This is a genomic window from Thauera sp. ZXT1-4 (assembly GCF_052598215.2).
The window spans coordinates 387328-403556 of sequence record NZ_JBQWSN020000001.1 but is presented as its reverse complement, the minus strand read 5'-3'; the positions used below and the strand labels follow the sequence as shown (position 1 = coordinate 403556).

The following is a 16229-nucleotide window of genomic DNA, read 5'->3' as shown; positions in this document are numbered from 1 at the left end:
TGGGACACCCCTCAGCGCGCGATCGTGTTCGTGCGCTTGATCTTGTTCTGGAGCTGGAGAATGCCGTAGATCAGCGCCTCGGCCGTGGGCGGACAGCCCGGCACATAGACGTCAACCGGCACGATCCGGTCGCAACCACGCACGACCGAATAGGAGTAGTGGTAGTAGCCGCCACCGTTGGCACAGGACCCCATGGAGATCACCCAGCGCGGCTCCGACATCTGGTCGTAGACCTTGCGCAGCGCGGGCGCCATCTTGTTGCACAGGGTACCAGCGACGATCATCAGATCGGATTGACGCGGACTCGGGCGGAAAACCACCCCGAAGCGGTCCAGGTCATAGCGGGAACAGCCCGCATGGATCATCTCGACCGCGCAGCAGGCCAGACCGAAAGTCATCGGCCAGAGCGAACCCGTGCGCGTCCAGTTGATGACCGCATCCAGCGAGGTAGTGACAAACCCCTCGCGAAATACGCCCTCAATGCTCATGCATTACTCCCAGTCGAGTGCGCCATTCTTCCACTCGACGATATAGCCAATTACCAGAATCGCCAGAAAGACCATGACCGATCCAAACACGAACCAGGCAATTTCACCGGCGGCAATAAACTCCTGGAAGACCGTCGCCCACGGGAAGAGAAAGGCGATTTCAAGATCGAACAGGATGAAAAGAATTGCGATCAGGTAATAGCGAACGTCGAACTTCATTCGGGCATCTTCAAACGCCTCGAAGCCGCACTCGTAGGGAGAGTTTTTTTCTGAATCGGGACGATAGGGGGCAATCAGTCGCCCAAGAATGACGGGCGCAAGGCCAAAGCCAAGACCGACGAGCATGAACATCAGGACAGGAAAATAGTTTTCCAGCATGTCCAGAAACCCCCGTTTGCGTTGAACGGCATCATTGGCGCGCCGTCATTATTGTTTTTGCTGTTCTGCATGGAAACGCCCGCAGTTGCGGGCGCTTCCGGAATATGGTGCCGACGATGAGACTCGAACTCATACGGCTTTCGCCACTACCCCCTCAAGATAGCGTGTCTACCAATTTCACCACGTCGGCGCTTCACGTTGAAAGCCTGATAATTATACGAGTTTTCCCTGACTGAGCAAAGCCAGGCGAGCAATTATTTCGGGATCGACTGGGCCGGCGAAGTGTCCACCGGGGCCACAGGCTGCGACTCCACGGCCGGCGCGACCTGAGCACCTTCCATCACGCTCGAGGGCGCAGCAGGCTTGTTGCTGGCGAGGAAACTGAGACCCAGACTCGTCAGGAAAAAGACCGTCGCAAGCACGGCGGTCGTCCGGCTGAGGAAGTTCGCCGAACCCGATGCGCCGAAAAGACTACCCGATGCACCGCCGCCGAACGCAGCCCCCATGTCAGCCCCCTTGCCGTGCTGCACGAGCACCAAGCCGATGACACCAATGCCGACGAGCACATGAACCGTCAGCACGAGAGAAAAAAAATAATCACCCATCTCAAACCCTGAATTAAACCCAACGTTGAACAATCAAACCGCATCTGCCGCAGCGCGACAGATGGCCATGAAATCCTCCCCGATCAGCGACGCTCCGCCGATCAACCCGCCATCTACATTTGGCACCGCGAACAGCGCAGCGGCATTCTCGGGCTTGAGGCTACCACCGTAAAGGATGCGGACCTCGTCCCGGGCGATACCGTTCGCCTCGAGCCAGGCGCGGATGTCGCCATGCACCGCGGCGACCTGCTCGACGCTCGCCGAGCGCCCCGCGCCGATCGCCCACACGGGTTCATAGGCCACGACCACCTTTCGCATCGAAGCCCGCCCAAGCACACCGAACACCGCGCCGAGTTGCCGGCCAATGACCGACATCACTTCACCCGCCTCGCGCTCGGCCAGCGTCTCGCCAACGCACACCACGGGAACCATGCCGTGCGCAAGCACTGCAACGGCCTTGCGCCCGACGAGCGCGTCGCCCTCACCGAACAGCGCACGGCGCTCCGAGTGACCTACGATGACGTAGCTGCAGCCGAACTCGGCGAGCATCGCCGCGCTGACCTCGCCGGTATAGGCACCCTCCTCGAACTCGCTCACATCCTGCGCGCCGAGCGCCAGACCCTCGGGGCGCTTCTGCAGTTGCGCCAGATAGGGGAAAGGCGCGCAGATGACCATCTCGACGCCCGATACGGCTGACAGCGAGCCCAGAAGCTCGCGGTTGGCAGCGAGGCTGCCGTTCATTTTCCAGTTGCCGGCGACGAGCCTGGTCATTTGTCGAATCATGCGATCGGGGATAAACCGCAAGATTATAGGGCTGCCGGCGCCGATGCTGCAAATGCAGGCCGCGCGAACAGAGGCCAACCGACCCCGCGAGCCAGCCGCATCGGCGCATCAAAGTGCCTGCCCAGCCACGAAGCACGCGAGGACCAACACCGACCGCCCGGTTTGCCTCGGCGCACGACGCGAACCATACTGGAAAAAGTACGCTCGAGCATCCGTGGAGGACGCAAGCCCCGGCCCGTGACACTCCGCAATCTCTCTTCCGATCTCGCACACCCGAAGGAGCAGCCCATGGAAAAGCCGATTCACGTATTCAGCGACCTGTTCGCACAGCTCGGCCTGCCGAACGATGCGGCCTCAATCGAGGCCTTCATCCGCACGCACTCGCCACTCGCCGAAGCCGTCAAGCTCTGCGATGCACCGTTCTGGACCACGGCCCAAGCTGCCTTCCTGCGCGAACAACTGGCGAATGACGCTGACTGGGCAGAGCTCGTCGATCAACTCAGCGTGGCACTGCGCGGGGGCTGAAACCGCTGCGGGCGCGGATAGGGCTGCCCTCCCATCCACGCCCGCCGGCCGCGTGGCCGGCCCGCGGGGCGTGCGCTCACCCGGTCAGCCGAAGCGCCCGGTGATGTAGTCCTCGGTTTCCTTTTTCTTCGGTTTCACGAACAGCTCGTCGGTCACGCCAAACTCGACCATCTCGCCCAAGTACATGTAGGCGGTGTAATCGGAAATCCGCGCCGCCTGCTGCATGTTGTGGGTCACGATGACAATGGTGAATTCTTCCTTCAGCTCGTCGATCAGCTCCTCGATTCGGGCTGTCGAGATGGGGTCCAGCGCCGAGGTCGGCTCGTCGAGCAGGATCACCTCAGGCTTGACTGCAATGCCGCGCGCAATGCAAAGACGCTGCTGCTGACCGCCGGAGAGACTCATCCCGCTCTGGTTGAGCTTGTCCTTGACCTCATCCCACAGGGCGGCCTTGCGCAGCGCCCATTCAACGCGCTGGTCCATATCCTTGCTCGACAGCTTCTCGTGCAGCTTCACTCCGAACGAGATGTTGTCATAGATGGACATCGGGAATGGCGTCGGTTTCTGGAACACCATGCCGATCTTGGCGCGCAGCACACTCACGTCGATCTCCGAGGCCAGCAGGTTGCGGCCATCGAACAGTAACTGCCCTTCGGCGCGCTGCTCGGGATAGAGGTCGTACATGCGGTTGATCGTGCGCAGCAGCGTCGATTTGCCGCAGCCCGAGGGACCGATGAACGCTGTGCACTTGTGCCGCGCCATCTTGAAATTGATGTTCTTCAGCGCGTGAAACTTGCCGTAGTAGAAGTTGAAGTCCTTGAACTCGATCTGCGCGTCGGTGATTTCCATTCTCTTCTCCAATCCCGGCCCGCCGTCGCGGCGGGCGCGGATTGCATGCGGCCAATGCCTTAGTTGATCTTCTCGGCGCGCAGGAAGACGCGCGCGATGATGTTGAGTACCAGCACGCCCATGGTGATCAGGAACACGCCTGCCCAGGCCAGCTCCTGCCAGTTGGTGAAGGGGCTCATGGCGAACTTGAAGATGGTCACCGGCAGGTTGGCCATCGGTTCGTTCAGGTCGAGCGTCCAGAACTGGTTGGACAGCGCCGTGAAGAGCAAGGGCGCGGTCTCGCCCGCGATACGTGCAACGGCAAGCAGCACTCCCGTCAGCACCCCTGCTCGTGCCGCTCGCAGCGTGACCTTGGAGATCACCACGCTCTTGGGTGCGCCGAGCGCGAAGGCGGCTTCACGCAGCGTGTTGGGGATAAGCTGGAGCATGTTCTCGGTCGTCCGCACGACCACGGGCAGCACGATCAGGGCGAGCGCAATCACGCCTGACCACGCCGAGAACTTGCCCGTCTGCGCCACGACCACGGCATAGACGAAGAGGCCAATCACGATCGAGGGTGCCGACAGCAGCAGGTCGTTGATGAAACGCGTGGTCGCCCCCAGCCAGTGGTAGCGCCCGTACTCGGCGAGATACACCCCGGCCAGGATGCCGATCGGGGTCCCGAGCAGAGTCGCGAGCACGACCAGCACCAGACTACCGACGATCGCATTGAGCAGGCCACCCGTTTCCGCCCCCGGCGGCGGCGTCATCTCGGTGAAGAGGCTCACCGACAGCCCGGAAAGACCCAGTTCGAACACCGTCCACAGGATCCAGGCCAGCCAGAAGAGGCCGAACGCCATCGCCGAAAGGGACAGCGTCAATGCGAGCCGGTTGGTGAATTTGCGTCTTGCAAGCAGGTTCATGTTCGTTCTCGCTCAGGTCTTCGCACCCTCGCCCTTGGCGAGCTTGAGCAGCAGCAGTTTGGACACGACGAGCACTACCAGGGTGATGAAGAACAGGATCAGGCCCAGCTCCATCAGCGCTGCGGTATGCAAGCCCGGGTCGGCCTCGGCGAACTCGTTCGCCAGTGCCGAGGTGATGCTGTTGCCCGGCGCAAACAGCGAGGCCGAGTTGAGGAAGTTCGTGTTACCGATAACGAAGGTCACCGCCATCGTCTCGCCCAACGCACGCCCAAGGCCGAGCATCACGCCACCGATCACGCCGGTCTTGGTGTAAGGAAGCACTACGCCCCACATCACCTCCCAGGTCGTGCAGCCCACGCCGTAGGCCGACTCCTTGAGCATCGGCGGCGTCACTTCGAACACGTCCCGCATCACCGAGGCAATGTACGGAATGATCATGATTGCGAGGATGATGCCGGCAGAGAGCAGACCGATACCCAAAGGCGGTCCGGCGAACAGATCGCCAATCAATGGCAACTGGCCGAGCGAGGACTGCAGCGCGGGCTGAATGTACTTGGCGAAGATGGGGGCGAACACGAGCAGACCCCACATGCCATAGACGATCGATGGGATGGCGGCGAGCAGTTCGATCGCCGTGCCGAGCGGGCGACGCAGCCATACGGGCGCGAGTTCGGTCAGAAAGAGCGCAATGCCGAAGCTGACCGGCACGGCGATCAGCAACGCGATCACCGACGTCACAATGGTGCCGTAGATCGGGATCAGCGCCCCGAACTCTTCCATCGGCGGATTCCACGCGTCGGAGAACAGAAAGCCGATGCCAAAGGCCTGGATGCTCGGCCAGGAGGCAAAGACGAGGGCGATGATGATGCCCGCAAGCAGGATCAGGGTCAGCCAGGCGAAGGACTTCGCCATGCCGCCGAACACCTTGTCGGCGAGCTTGCTCGACGCCGGAGACTTGAACTCGGTCGTTCGCATTTGATTACCAGAGCGGGCGGCATCACCGCCACCCGCGTAAAGATCACCGCCAAAGGCCCCATGGGCCTTTGGCTGAGCACTGGGTTGAGCCACGCGTGCGGACCCGGATTACTTGGCCTGATACACAGCCGCGCCATCCGCGCCCTTCATTCCACCCCACGAGGCACGGATGAGATCTACCGTTGCCTTCGGCATCGGGATGTACTCAAGCTCGAGCGCCATATCACCGCCATTCTCGTACGCCCAGTCGAAGAACTTCAGCACTTCGGCTGCCTGCGCGGGCTTGTCCTGCACCTTATGCATCAGGATGAAGGTGGCACTGGTGATCGGCCACGACTTTGCACCCGGCTGATTGGTCAGGATCTCGTAGAACGCAGACTTGGACCAATCCGCACCCTCGGCGGCCGCAGCGAAGGTTTCGTTGCTCGGCGCGACGAACTGACCGTCCTTGTTCTGCATGTTGGTGTGCGACAGCTTGTTCTGCTTGGCATAAGCGTACTCGACGTAGCCGATCGAGCCAGGCAGACGCTGCACGAAGGCCGAAACCCCCTCGTTACCCTTGCCACCCAGACCCACCGGCCACTGCACTGCGGTGCCTTCACCAATCTTTTCCTTCCACTCGGCCGAGACCTTCGAAAGGTAGTTGGTGAACACGAAGGTGGTGCCAGAACCGTCTGCACGGCGCACGACGCCGATATCCTGGTCGGTGAGGCCTACGTCCGGGTTCAGCGCGACGATGGCCGGATCGTTCCACTTCGTGATCTTGCCCTGGTAGATCTGAGCCAGAACCTCGCCGGTGAGCTTCATCTCACCAGGCTCGACGCCTTCGATATTGACCACGGGCACCACCGCACCGATCACGGTCGGAAACTGCTGCAGACCGCCTTCATCGAGCTTCTCAGGCTTGAGCGGCATGTCCGAGGCACCGAAGTCGACCGTCTTGGCACCGATCTGACGAATGCCGCCGCCGGAGCCGATCGACTGGTAATTCACACGGTTGCCGGTCGCCTTCTGGTATGCATCCGCCCACTTGGCGTAGATCGGCGCCGGGAAGGACGCACCTGCGCCGGTGATGTCCGCAGCGTGGGCGTTGAGGCCGATGAATGCGGTGGAGAACGCGGCGAGTGCAAACTTGGTGGAAAAACGCATGGTCACTACCTCGGGTTGGAAGACTGAGCCCGTAAGGTAGCAATGCATTGTTACAGCGACGTTTCATGTCATCGAAACAGAACGGAGGCCAGGAGCAAATGCCTGCTCGCGATCCGACTGGGCGCAGCGCTGGATACACTGCGCCTCTACTCCGGCCATCAACCGAAGGCCTGCTCCACGGCGTCTGCGATCTCGCGTGCGAGTTGCTCGACTAGCATGCCGTCCTGACCTTCCACCATCACACGCAGCAAGGGCTCGGTGCCCGACGGGCGGAGCAGCACCCGCCCGCGCTCGCCCAGCATTGCCTCTGCGCGGCGCCTCGCGCTCGCGATGCCATCGTCAGCACCCCAGTCAAAACCGCTCGGCATACGCACATTGATCAGCCGCTGCGGATAGAAGACGAGGTCGGCGCAAGCCTCGGCGAGGGACACGCCGCGCTGCTTGAGCGCGGCGAGCACCTGCAGTGCAGATACGATGCCATCACCGGTGGTGTGCTGGTCCAGGCAGATAATGTGACCCGAATTCTCGCCCCCCAGCTTCCAGCCACGCGCCTGAAGCATCTCGAGCACGTAGCGGTCGCCCACCTTCGCGCGAGCGAAGGGTGTACCCAAGCGCTTGATCGCATGCTCGAAACCCAGATTGCTCATCAGGGTGCCGACGACCCCATCGAGCCGCCCCTCGGCGTGCCGCGACCGTGCCACGACATAGAGCAGCTTGTCGCCATCGTAAATCTCGCCAGTCTGATCCACCATGACGATCCGGTCGGCGTCACCATCGAGCGCGATCCCCAGATCGGCACCCTGCGCAAGCACGGCCTTGCGCAGATTTTCGGGACGGGTCGCACCAACGCCGTCATTGATGTTCAAGCCGTTCGGCTCCGCCCCCACGGCGACCACCTCGGCGCCCAGTTCATGGAAGACCTTCGGGGCGATGTGATACGCCGCGCCATGCGCGCAATCGACCACGATGCGCATGCCGCGCAGGTCTAGCTCGTTCGGGAACGTGCTCTTGCAGAACTCGATGTAGCGTCCCGCCGCGTCCGCAATGCGACGCGCCTTGCCCAGCCTGGCCGACTCGGCGCAGCCGATGGGTTCTTCGATCCTCGCCTCGATTTCGGCTTCGATCGCGTCGGGCAGCTTGCTGCCGCTGGCGGAGAAGAACTTGATTCCGTTGTCGTAGAACGGATTGTGCGACGCCGAAATGACCACACCCGCCTGCAGGCGCAGTGCGCGCGTCAGGTACGCCACCGCCGGCGTGGGAATCGGCCCTGCGAGCATGACATCGACCCCGGCTGCCGCAAAACCGGCCTCGAGGGCCGCTTCGAGCATATAGCCCGAGATGCGGGTGTCCTTGCCGATCAGGACTGCAGGGTGCTCTCCCGGGGGCAGTTGCTCCCGCGCCACCAGGGTCACACCCGCAGCATAGCCGAGCTTCATCACGAACTCGGGTGTGATCGGTGCCTCGCCCACCTTGCCACGAACCCCATCGGTACCGAAATACTTGCGTCCCATCCTCGCTCCGAAGACGTCAAAATAGCTGAATTATGACACTCTGGAAGAGCGGCTTCAGCACGGATTCTGCGTCGCTTTCCATACACGCAAAGCGTCGCGGGTCGCCGCAACGTCGTGCACGCGCACGATGCCCGCACCGTTCTGCACCGCGATCAGCGCGCCGGCAACGCTCGCGGCAAAGCGATCCTCCACCGGTCGTCCAGTGACGGCCCCGAGCATTGACTTTCTCGACAACCCCGCAAGCAAGGGAAGGCCACCCACAGCAAGGCGGCCTAGATCGCGGAGCAGGGTGTAGTTGTGCGAGGTGTTCTTGCCGAAACCGAAGCCGGGGTCGAGCACGAGCCGCTCGCGTCCGACACCCGCCGCCACGAGGACGGCCACACGCTCGGCGAAAAACCCCGCGACCTCGCCCACCACGTCCTCGTAGCGCGGGTCCTGCTGCATGGTGCGGGGCTCCCCCTGCATGTGCATCAGGCACAGACCGGCCTCGCCCCCTGCCACAGCCTCCACCGCACCGGGCGCACGGAAACCATTGATGTCGTTGATCATGTCCGCCCCGGCGTCCAGCGCCGCGCACATCACCGCGGGCTTCAGGGTGTCAACCGAGAGCGGAACCCGCCATGCCTGCGCGGCCTGAAGGAAAGCCACGATGCGCTCGCGCTCCTGCGCCTCGGGTACCGGGTCTGAACCCGGGCGCGATGACTCCGCGCCGATGTCGAGCACGTCCGCGCCCTCCTCCAGAGCCTGCTCCGCACGCACGAGCGCGGCGCGGGTGTCCGCACGAAGACCATCCCCGGAGAAGGAATCGTCGGTGAGGTTGATGATCGCCATGATCTTCGGTTCCGCCAGATCGAGGCGGAAACGGCCACAGTGCAGCATGCTCAAGGGGTGAACTCCGGGCGGGCGCAAGCCTGGGGCGGCATGGCCTCGGGGGGCTTGAAAGGGAGAGGGCCGGTAAAACCGGCCCTCGGATCGGGATGTCCCAGTGTGGAACGAAGTTAATCAGGCCGCCGGAGCAGCGGCGTTAGGTGCCGCGCCCGGTGCATCGTCCTTCGGGCGCGCTGGCGGTACCGGCACCGGCTTGGGCGGGCGCGGCGGGCGACCATCCATGATGTCGTTTACCTGATCGGCGTCGATGGTTTCCCACTCGAGCAGCGCCTTGGTCATCGCCTCGACCTTGTCGCTGTTCTCCTCGATGAGCCGTCGGGCCAGACCGTATTGCTGGTCGATGATGCGACGGATTTCCCCGTCCACCTTCTGCATGGTCGCCTCGGACACGTTGCGATGGGTCGTCACCTGACGCCCGAGGAAGATCTCGCCTTCTTCTTCACCGTACACCATGGGGCCGAGGTTGTCCGACATCCCCCACTGCGTGACCATGCGTCGAGCGAGATCGGTGGCGCGCGCGAAGTCGTTGGACGCTCCGGTGGTCATCTGCTTCATGAAGATCTCTTCGGCGATACGGCCGCCGAAGAGCACGGCGATGGTCTGCAGCAGCCGCTCGCGGTCCTGACTGTAGCGATCTTCCGTCGGCAGCTGCATGGTCACCCCCAGCGCGCGACCGCGCGGGATGATCGTGACCTTATGCACCGGATCGGTCTTGTCGAGCAGGCGTGCAACCACCGCATGGCCCGACTCGTGATAGGCAGTATTGCGGCGCTCCTCCTCGGGCATGACCACCGAACGGCGCTCTGCGCCCATCATGATCTTGTCCTTGGCGCGCTCGAAATCGTCCATATCGACCAGGCGCTTGTTGCCCCGCGCTGCGAACAGCGCCGCCTCGTTGACCAGGTTGGCGAGATCCGCGCCGGCAAAGCCCGGCGTACCACGCGCCAGCACCTGCGGGTCGACGTCGGGCGCGATTGGCACCTTGCGCATGTGCACCTTGAGGATCTGTTCGCGACCGCGGATGTCGGGCAGCGACACGACAACCTGACGATCGAAGCGCCCTGGGCGAAGCAGCGCGGGGTCGAGCACGTCAGGGCGGTTGGTCGCTGCGATGACGATAACACCTGTCTGACCCTCGAAGCCGTCCATCTCGACGAGCAACTGGTTCAGGGTCTGCTCACGCTCGTCGTTGCCGCCGCCCAAACCAGCACCGCGCTGGCGGCCGACCGCATCGATCTCGTCAATGAAGATGATGCAGGGCGCGTGCTTCTTGGCCTGCTCGAACATGTCGCGCACGCGCGCAGCACCCACGCCGACGAACATCTCGACGAAATCGGAGCCGGAAATCGAGAAGAACGGCACCTTCGCTTCGCCCGCAATGGCTTTTGCAAGCAGCGTCTTGCCGGTACCGGGCGAACCCACCATGAGCACACCTTTCGGGATGCGTCCGCCGAGCTTCTGGAACTTGGACGGGTCGCGCAGAAACTCGACCAGCTCAAAAACCTCTTCCTTGGCCTCATCGCACCCCGCCACGTCGGCGAAGGTGATCGAATTGGCCGACTCGTCGAGCATGCGTGCCTTGCTCTTGCCGAAGGAGAACGCACCGCCCTTGCCGCCGCCCTGCATCTGCCGCATGAAGAAAATCCACACGCCGATCAGCAGCAGCATCGGGAACCAGGACACGAAGACGCTCGCGAGGAAGGACTGCTCCTCGTCTGGCTTCGAAGCCGTGATCTGGACGCCATAGCGCATCAGATCGGACACCATCCAGATGTCCTGCACCCCAGGCGTGAACACCGTGATCGTGCGACCTTCCTGCGTCGTCGCCTTGACCACGCGCCCGTCGATCGTCGCGCGCGCGATTCGACCCGCCTTGGCTTCCTCCAGGAACTGGGAGTACTCCATGGTGGCGGCAGGCGTCTGACGCGTGTTGAACTGGTTGAATACGGTCATCAGCACCACGCCGATGACCATCCAGATCGCGAGATTTTTGAAGAGATTATTCAAGGTTCTATTCCCCGAGAGCCTTTCTGGCCATGTACGCGACTGACCGATTCTAGTGGTGAATGTTCCCCCGGGCAAACCAATGAGCCGCATTGGCAGGCGCTATTGGGGACACCCGTTGCGATTCAGCTCCGTCTGAGGCCCTTCGCCAGCAGATAGACCTCCGCGCTGCGGTCGCGCGACGCCTTGGGCTTGCGCACCTGCACGCTGGAGAACACCGCCTCCATCTGGCGCCGGAACTCCATGAAACCCTCGCCCTGGAACACCTTCACCACGAACTGGCCGCCAGGCTTGAGGTGTCGCGCTGCGAAATCCAGCGCCAGTTCGCAAAGGTGGATCGAACGGGCCTGATCGACCGTGGCCACCCCGCTCAGGTTGGGGGCCATGTCGGACATCACGAGGTCAACACGGGCGCCTTCCAGTCGCCGCTCGAACTCTTCGAGCACCGCATCCTCGGAAAAATCCCCGAGCAGGAAATCCACGCCGGCAACGGCCTCCATCGGCAACAGGTCGAGAGCAAACACCTTTCCCTTCGGCCCACAGCGCTTGACCGCGACCTGGCACCAGGAGCCCGGCGCCGCCCCCAGGTCGACGACTACCGCGCCGGAGCGCAGCAGGTGATCGCGCTCGTCGATCTCGATCAGCTTGTAGGCCGCGCGGGCGCGGTACCCCTCCGCCTGGGCTCGCTGCACCCACGGATCGTTCAAATGGTCGTGCACCCAGGCGCGACTCGTCTTGTTCTTCTTCATGCCTTCATCCGCTTATCCATATTGGGCCCACTCGTCCATGAAGGACCACCCACCCCCGCGCACAGAGTAGAATCCGCCTCCCAGGCATCCAGTATCCAGAGAATCTCAATGACCGAGCTCACCCCGGCCCAGCGCCGCGACCTGCGCGCCCGCGCCCACCACCTCAACCCCGTGGTCACGATTGCCGGCAACGGCCTCGCACCGAACGTCCTCGCCGAGATCGAGCGCTCGCTGCAAGCGCATGAGCTCATCAAGGTGAAAGTCCAGGGCACCGAGCGCGAGCAGCGTGACGCGCTGATGCAGGAGCTCTGCGCGACCCTGGATGCGGAGCCCGTGCAGCACATCGGCAACATCCTCATCGTTTGGCGTCAGCGCCGTGAGGAAGACAAGCCCGCAGCCGCGCCCGAAAAGAAACCGGCGCGCGCGGCGACGGCCAAGTCCGCCGCTGCGTTCGCGGCCGCAGCGCGCCGCGCCGCACTGGCCAAGGCCAGCGCCGAATCCCGCCGCTCACCGGCCCGCAGCCCGACACCGCGCACGCGGGGCACAAGCAGCGGCTCGCGGGGACGCTGAACCGCCGGGCTTGCGCAGGCAAGCGGCAAAAAGAAGAGGCGGTGCAGCGCACCGCCTTTTTCGTTGCCTGTATCCGCCACGCGGCTGCGGTCAGATATAGCGGACGTCGATCACCTCGTACTCGCGCACACCACCGGGGGCCTGCACCTCCGCGACGTCGCCCGCGTACTTGCCGATCAGTGCGCGCGCGATCGGTGAGCTGATGGAGATCTTGTTCTCCTTGATATCGGCCTCGTCGTCACCCACGATCTGGTAGGTAACGACCTGCCCGGAGTCGAGATCTTCGAGTTCGACCGTCGCGCCGAACACACAGCGTCCATCGGCGTCGAGCAACTGCGGGTCGATGATCTGGGCGGTGGCAAGCTTGGCCTCGACCTCCATGATCCGGCCTTCGATGAATCCCTGACGGTCCTTGGCGGCTTCGTATTCAGCGTTCTCCGACAGGTCGCCGTGAGAGCGCGCCTCCGCGATCGCAGCGATCACGTTGGGGCGCTCCACGGTCTTGAGGCGATGCAGCTCGGCGCGCAATTTCTCGGCGCCAGCAACGGTGAGCGGGGTTTTGTTCATGCTTTCTGCTTCAGTTCTTGGTGCAGTTCCTGCACCGAGTAGACCTCGAGGCCGCTGGCCAGATGGCGCATGCCCATGCATGCGGCGCGCGCACCTTCGATGGTGGTGAAGATGGAAACCTTGGCGGCAAGCGCACTGGTACGAATCGAGCGCGAGTCCGCAATCGCCTGACGCTTCTCCTCCACCGTGTTGATCACCAGCACCACTTCCTGGTTCTTGATGATGTCGACGATGTGCGGCCGCCCTTCATTGACCTTGTTGACCACGCTCACCGGAATTCCGGCACCTTCGATCACCGAGGCCGTACCGCGGGTCGCCACCAGCGAGAACCCAAGTTCGTGGAGTTCGCGCGCGACCTCGATCGCCACAGGGCGGTCACCCGGACGCACACTGATGAACACCGTGCCCGAGGTCGGCAGGCGCACGCCGGCACCCATCTGGCTCTTGACGAAGGCCTCGGCGAAGCTGCGACCTACGCCCATGACTTCGCCGGTGGACTTCATCTCGGGGCCGAGGATGGTATCCACGCCCGGGAACTTCACGAACGGGAACACCGCTTCCTTGACCGAGTAGTACGGCGGCACGACCTCGCCCGTCACGCCCTGCTCGGCCAGCGTCTGGCCGGCCATGCAGCGCGCGGCGATCTTGGCCAGCTGAAGCGAGCAGGCCTTCGACACAAAGGGCACCGTGCGCGAGGCACGCGGGTTCACCTCAAGCACATAGACCACTGCATTGTCGCCCTCGCCCTGGATCGCGAACTGCACGTTCATGAGGCCGACGACGTTGAGCGCCCGCGCCATCGCTTCGGTCTGACGGCGCAGTTCGTCCTGCAGCGCCGGCGTCAGCGTGTAGGGCGGCAGCGAGCAGGCGGAGTCGCCCGAGTGCACGCCGGCCTGCTCGATATGCTCCATGATGCCGCCGATCATCACCTGCTTGCCGTCGGACAGCGCGTCAACGTCCACCTCGGTGGCGTCGTTGAGGAAGCGGTCGAGCAGAACCGGCGACTCGTTGGACACCTTGACCGCCTCACGCATGTAGCGCTCGAGGTCCTTCTGCTCGTGCACGATCTCCATCGCGCGCCCACCGAGCACATAGGATGGACGCACCACCAGCGGGTAGCCGATCTCGGCAGCCAGTCGCACCGCCTCTTCCGGCGTGCGGGCGGTGCGGTTGGGCGGCTGCTTGAGGCCGAGGTCGTTCAGTAGCTTCTGGAAGCGCTCGCGGTCCTCAGCGGCGTCGATCATGTCCGGGCTGGTGCCGATGATCGGCACACCGTTGTCCGCAAGCGCCTGGGCACGCTTGAGCGGCGTCTGGCCGCCGAACTGCACGATCACGCCGACCGGCTTCTCGATGTGCACGATTTCGAGCAGATCCTCGAGCGTGATGGGCTCGAAGTACAGGCGATCCGAAGTGTCGTAGTCGGTGGATACGGTTTCCGGGTTGCAGTTGACCATGATGGTCTCGTACCCGTCCTCGCGCAGCGCGAGTGCCGCGTGCACGCAGCAGTAGTCGAACTCGATGCCCTGGCCGATGCGGTTGGGACCACCGCCGAGCACCATGATCTTCTTGCGCTCGGTCGGCATCGCCTCGCACTCTTCCTCATAGGACGAGTAGAGATAGGCGGTCGAGGTGGCAAACTCGGCTGCGCAGGTGTCAACGCGCTTGAACACCGGGCGCACGCCCAACGCGTGGCGGTGCAGGCGCACGGCGGTCTCGTCGGTATTGAGCAGCTTGGCCAGGCGGCGGTCGGAGAAACCCTTCTTCTTCAGCTCGCGCAGTTCGGGCGCCTGCAGCGCCTTCAGCGAACGACCGGCGAGCGCCTTCTCGGACAGCACGATGTCCTCGATCTGGGCGAGGAACCACGGGTCGATCTTCGAGAGGTTGAAGACCTGTTCGAGGCTCATGCCCTCACGGAAGGCCTGGCCCACGTACCAGATGCGCTGCGCGCCCGGACTGGCGAGCTCGTGCTCGAGGTCCTCGCGGTCGGCTTCCACCTCATCCAGACCATATACGCCAACCTCCAGCCCGCGCAGTGCCTTCTGGAACGACTCCTGGAAGCTGCGACCCATCGCCATGACCTCGCCCACCGACTTCATCTGGGTGGTCAGGCGGTCGTTGGCCTGGGGGAACTTCTCGAACGCGAAGCGCGGGATTTTCGTGACGACATAGTCGATCGAGGGCTCGAACGAGGCCGGGGTGGCTCCGCCGGTGATTTCGTTCTTGAGCTCGTCCAGCGTGTATCCGACCGCGAGCTTGGCCGCGACCTTGGCGATCGGGAAGCCGGTGGCCTTGGAGGCCAGCGCAGAGGAGCGCGACACACGTGGGTTCATCTCGATGACGATCATGCGACCGTCCTTGGGGTTGATCGCGAACTGCACGTTCGACCCCCCCGTATCCACCCCGATCTCGCGCAACACCGCGATCGAGGCGTTCCGCATGATCTGGTATTCCTTGTCGGTCAGCGTCTGCGACGGCGCGACGGTGATCGAGTCTCCGGTGTGCACGCCCATCGGATCGAGGTTCTCGATTGAGCACACGATGATGCAGTTGTCCGCCTTGTCGCGGACGACCTCCATCTCGTACTCCTTCCAGCCGAGCAGCGATTCCTCGATCAGCAGTTCGTTGGTCGGGCTCGCTTCCAGGCCGCGCTTGCAGATCTCCTGGAACTCTTCCATGTTGTAGGCGATGCCACCGCCGGTTCCACCGAGCGTGAAGCTCGGGCGGATGATCACCGGGAAGCCGATGCCGCCCTGCACCTGCAGCGCCTCTTCCATGCTGTGGGCGATGCCCGAGCGCGCGGAACCGAGACCGATCTTGGTCATCGCATCCTTGAACTTGAGGCGATCCTCGGCCTTGTCGATCGCCTCTTCCGAGGCGCCGATGAGTTCCACGCCATACTTGGCAAGCACGCCGTGGCGGGCGAGGTCGAGCGCGCAGTTGAGCGCGGTCTGTCCGCCCATGGTCGGCAGCACCGCGTCGGGGCGCTCCTTCTCGATGATGCGCTCGACGACCTGCCAGGTAATCGGCTCGATGTAGGTGACATCGGCCGTCTCCGGATCGGTCATGATGGTCGCCGGGTTCGAGTTGACCAGGATGACCTTGTAACCTTCCTGCCGCAGGGCCTTGCAGGCCTGGGCACCCGAGTAGTCGAATTCGCAGGCCTGGCCGATGATGATGGGGCCTGCCCCGATGATCAGGATGCTCTTTATGTCTGTACGTTTCGGCATTGTCTTGCCTCGGTGATTCGTCGACGGCGCAAGGCGCGCACGTCCAAAACTGGGGGCGG

General features: G+C 63.4%; 16 protein-coding genes and 1 tRNA gene. 2 read left to right on the top strand and 15 right to left on the bottom strand.

The window, feature by feature from the left end:
- Positions 1 to 11: 11 nt before the first annotated feature.
- The 5 genes from ACUH78_RS01915 to tpiA form a co-directional block, all read right to left on the bottom strand.
- Positions 12 to 488: a NuoB/complex I 20 kDa subunit family protein gene (locus ACUH78_RS01915; RefSeq protein WP_002926530.1), complete on the bottom strand. Its 477-nt coding sequence runs from the start codon at positions 486 to 488 to the stop codon at positions 12 to 14.
- Between the two features lie 3 nt (positions 489 to 491).
- Positions 492 to 866, bottom strand: coding sequence for an NADH-quinone oxidoreductase subunit A (gene ndhC, locus ACUH78_RS01910; RefSeq protein ID WP_138861751.1), 375 nt, complete (start codon positions 864 to 866; stop codon positions 492 to 494).
- A gap of 105 nt (positions 867 to 971) precedes the next feature.
- A tRNA-Leu gene (locus ACUH78_RS01905) sits at positions 972 to 1056 on the bottom strand.
- A gap of 64 nt (positions 1057 to 1120) precedes the next feature.
- Entirely contained in the window at positions 1121 to 1471 is a 351-nt protein-coding gene (gene secG / locus ACUH78_RS01900; protein WP_445332586.1) for a preprotein translocase subunit SecG, read from the bottom strand.
- Between the two features lie 33 nt (positions 1472 to 1504).
- Positions 1505 to 2242 (bottom strand): triose-phosphate isomerase, encoded by a 738-nt coding sequence (gene tpiA, locus ACUH78_RS01895; protein WP_418362824.1) that lies wholly within the window; start codon positions 2240 to 2242, stop codon positions 1505 to 1507.
- 300 nt (positions 2243 to 2542) lie between these two features.
- On the opposite strand from tpiA, the gene ACUH78_RS01890 reads away from it, so the two are divergent.
- Positions 2543 to 2779, top strand: coding sequence for a DUF2789 domain-containing protein (locus ACUH78_RS01890; RefSeq protein ID WP_418362825.1), 237 nt, complete (start codon positions 2543 to 2545; stop codon positions 2777 to 2779).
- Between the two features lie 84 nt (positions 2780 to 2863).
- Here ACUH78_RS01890 and pstB read toward each other — a convergent pair whose 3' ends face one another.
- From pstB to ACUH78_RS01850, 8 genes are all read right to left on the bottom strand, one after another.
- Complete coding sequence (gene pstB, locus ACUH78_RS01885) at positions 2864 to 3628, bottom strand: phosphate ABC transporter ATP-binding protein PstB (RefSeq protein ID WP_418362826.1); 765 nt, start codon at positions 3626 to 3628, stop codon at positions 2864 to 2866.
- Between the two features lie 59 nt (positions 3629 to 3687).
- Positions 3688 to 4530, bottom strand: coding sequence for a phosphate ABC transporter permease PstA (gene pstA, locus ACUH78_RS01880; protein WP_418362827.1), 843 nt, complete (start codon positions 4528 to 4530; stop codon positions 3688 to 3690).
- A gap of 12 nt (positions 4531 to 4542) precedes the next feature.
- On the bottom strand, positions 4543 to 5505 hold the full coding sequence (gene pstC / locus ACUH78_RS01875) for a phosphate ABC transporter permease PstC (RefSeq protein ID WP_418362828.1): 963 nt from the start codon (positions 5503 to 5505) through the stop codon (positions 4543 to 4545).
- Between the two features lie 108 nt (positions 5506 to 5613).
- Entirely contained in the window at positions 5614 to 6654 is a 1041-nt protein-coding gene (gene pstS / locus ACUH78_RS01870; protein ID WP_418362829.1) for a phosphate ABC transporter substrate-binding protein PstS, read from the bottom strand.
- A 158-nt stretch (positions 6655 to 6812) separates the two neighbouring features.
- Positions 6813 to 8165, bottom strand: coding sequence for a phosphoglucosamine mutase (gene glmM / locus ACUH78_RS01865; protein ID WP_418362830.1), 1353 nt, complete (start codon positions 8163 to 8165; stop codon positions 6813 to 6815).
- 54 nt (positions 8166 to 8219) lie between these two features.
- Entirely contained in the window at positions 8220 to 9050 is an 831-nt protein-coding gene (gene folP / locus ACUH78_RS01860) for a dihydropteroate synthase (protein ID WP_445332420.1), read from the bottom strand.
- 117 nt (positions 9051 to 9167) lie between these two features.
- Entirely contained in the window at positions 9168 to 11060 is a 1893-nt protein-coding gene (ftsH, locus tag ACUH78_RS01855; RefSeq protein ID WP_418362832.1) for an ATP-dependent zinc metalloprotease FtsH, read from the bottom strand.
- Positions 11061 to 11182: 122 nt separating this feature from the next.
- Positions 11183 to 11806, bottom strand: a complete 624-nt coding sequence (locus ACUH78_RS01850; RefSeq protein ID WP_418362833.1) for an RlmE family RNA methyltransferase — start codon at positions 11804 to 11806, stop codon at positions 11183 to 11185.
- A 108-nt stretch (positions 11807 to 11914) separates the two neighbouring features.
- Here ACUH78_RS01850 and yhbY point away from each other — a divergent pair, with 108 nt between their 5' ends.
- Positions 11915 to 12376, top strand: a complete 462-nt coding sequence (gene yhbY, locus ACUH78_RS01845) for a ribosome assembly RNA-binding protein YhbY (protein WP_418362834.1) — start codon at positions 11915 to 11917, stop codon at positions 12374 to 12376.
- 90 nt (positions 12377 to 12466) lie between these two features.
- On the opposite strand, the gene greA is transcribed toward yhbY, so the two are convergent.
- Both greA and carB read right to left on the bottom strand, forming a co-directional pair.
- The gene (greA, locus tag ACUH78_RS01840; RefSeq protein ID WP_418362835.1) at positions 12467 to 12943 is read right to left on the bottom strand and encodes a transcription elongation factor GreA; all 477 of its coding nucleotides are present in this window, start codon (positions 12941 to 12943) and stop codon (positions 12467 to 12469) included.
- Positions 12940 to 16170 carry a carbamoyl-phosphate synthase large subunit gene (gene carB, locus ACUH78_RS01835; protein WP_445332421.1) on the bottom strand — a complete coding sequence of 1077 codons (3231 nt, stop codon included), beginning with the start codon at positions 16168 to 16170 and terminating at the stop codon, positions 12940 to 12942. Before carB ends, greA begins: the two co-directional genes overlap by 4 nt.
- Between the last annotated feature and the right edge of the window lie 59 nt (positions 16171 to 16229).

Excerpts from the sequence above, each read along its gene's own strand:
- ACUH78_RS01890 (WP_418362825.1), top strand. The coding sequence starts at position 2,543 with ATGGAAAAGCCGATTCACGTATTCAGCGACCTGTTCGCACAGCTCGGC.
- ACUH78_RS01850 (WP_418362833.1), bottom strand. The coding sequence starts at position 11,806 with ATGAAGAAGAACAAGACGAGTCGCGCCTGGGTGCACGACCATTTGAAC.
- yhbY (WP_418362834.1), top strand. The coding sequence starts at position 11,915 with ATGACCGAGCTCACCCCGGCCCAGCGCCGCGACCTGCGCGCCCGCGCC.
- carB (WP_445332421.1), bottom strand. The coding sequence starts at position 16,170 with ATGCCGAAACGTACAGACATAAAGAGCATCCTGATCATCGGGGCAGGC.
- glmM (WP_418362830.1), bottom strand. The coding sequence starts at position 8,165 with ATGGGACGCAAGTATTTCGGTACCGATGGGGTTCGTGGCAAGGTGGGC.
- secG (WP_445332586.1), bottom strand. The coding sequence starts at position 1,471 with ATGGGTGATTATTTTTTTTCTCTCGTGCTGACGGTTCATGTGCTCGTC.
- pstA (WP_418362827.1), bottom strand. The coding sequence starts at position 4,530 with ATGAACCTGCTTGCAAGACGCAAATTCACCAACCGGCTCGCATTGACG.
- greA (WP_418362835.1), bottom strand. The coding sequence starts at position 12,943 with ATGAACAAAACCCCGCTCACCGTTGCTGGCGCCGAGAAATTGCGCGCC.
- pstB (WP_418362826.1), bottom strand. The coding sequence starts at position 3,628 with ATGGAAATCACCGACGCGCAGATCGAGTTCAAGGACTTCAACTTCTAC.
- pstS (WP_418362829.1), bottom strand. The coding sequence starts at position 6,654 with ATGCGTTTTTCCACCAAGTTTGCACTCGCCGCGTTCTCCACCGCATTC.
- ndhC (WP_138861751.1), bottom strand. The coding sequence starts at position 866 with ATGCTGGAAAACTATTTTCCTGTCCTGATGTTCATGCTCGTCGGTCTT.
- tpiA (WP_418362824.1), bottom strand. The coding sequence starts at position 2,242 with ATGACCAGGCTCGTCGCCGGCAACTGGAAAATGAACGGCAGCCTCGCT.
- pstC (WP_418362828.1), bottom strand. The coding sequence starts at position 5,505 with ATGCGAACGACCGAGTTCAAGTCTCCGGCGTCGAGCAAGCTCGCCGAC.
- ACUH78_RS01915 (WP_002926530.1), bottom strand. The coding sequence starts at position 488 with ATGAGCATTGAGGGCGTATTTCGCGAGGGGTTTGTCACTACCTCGCTG.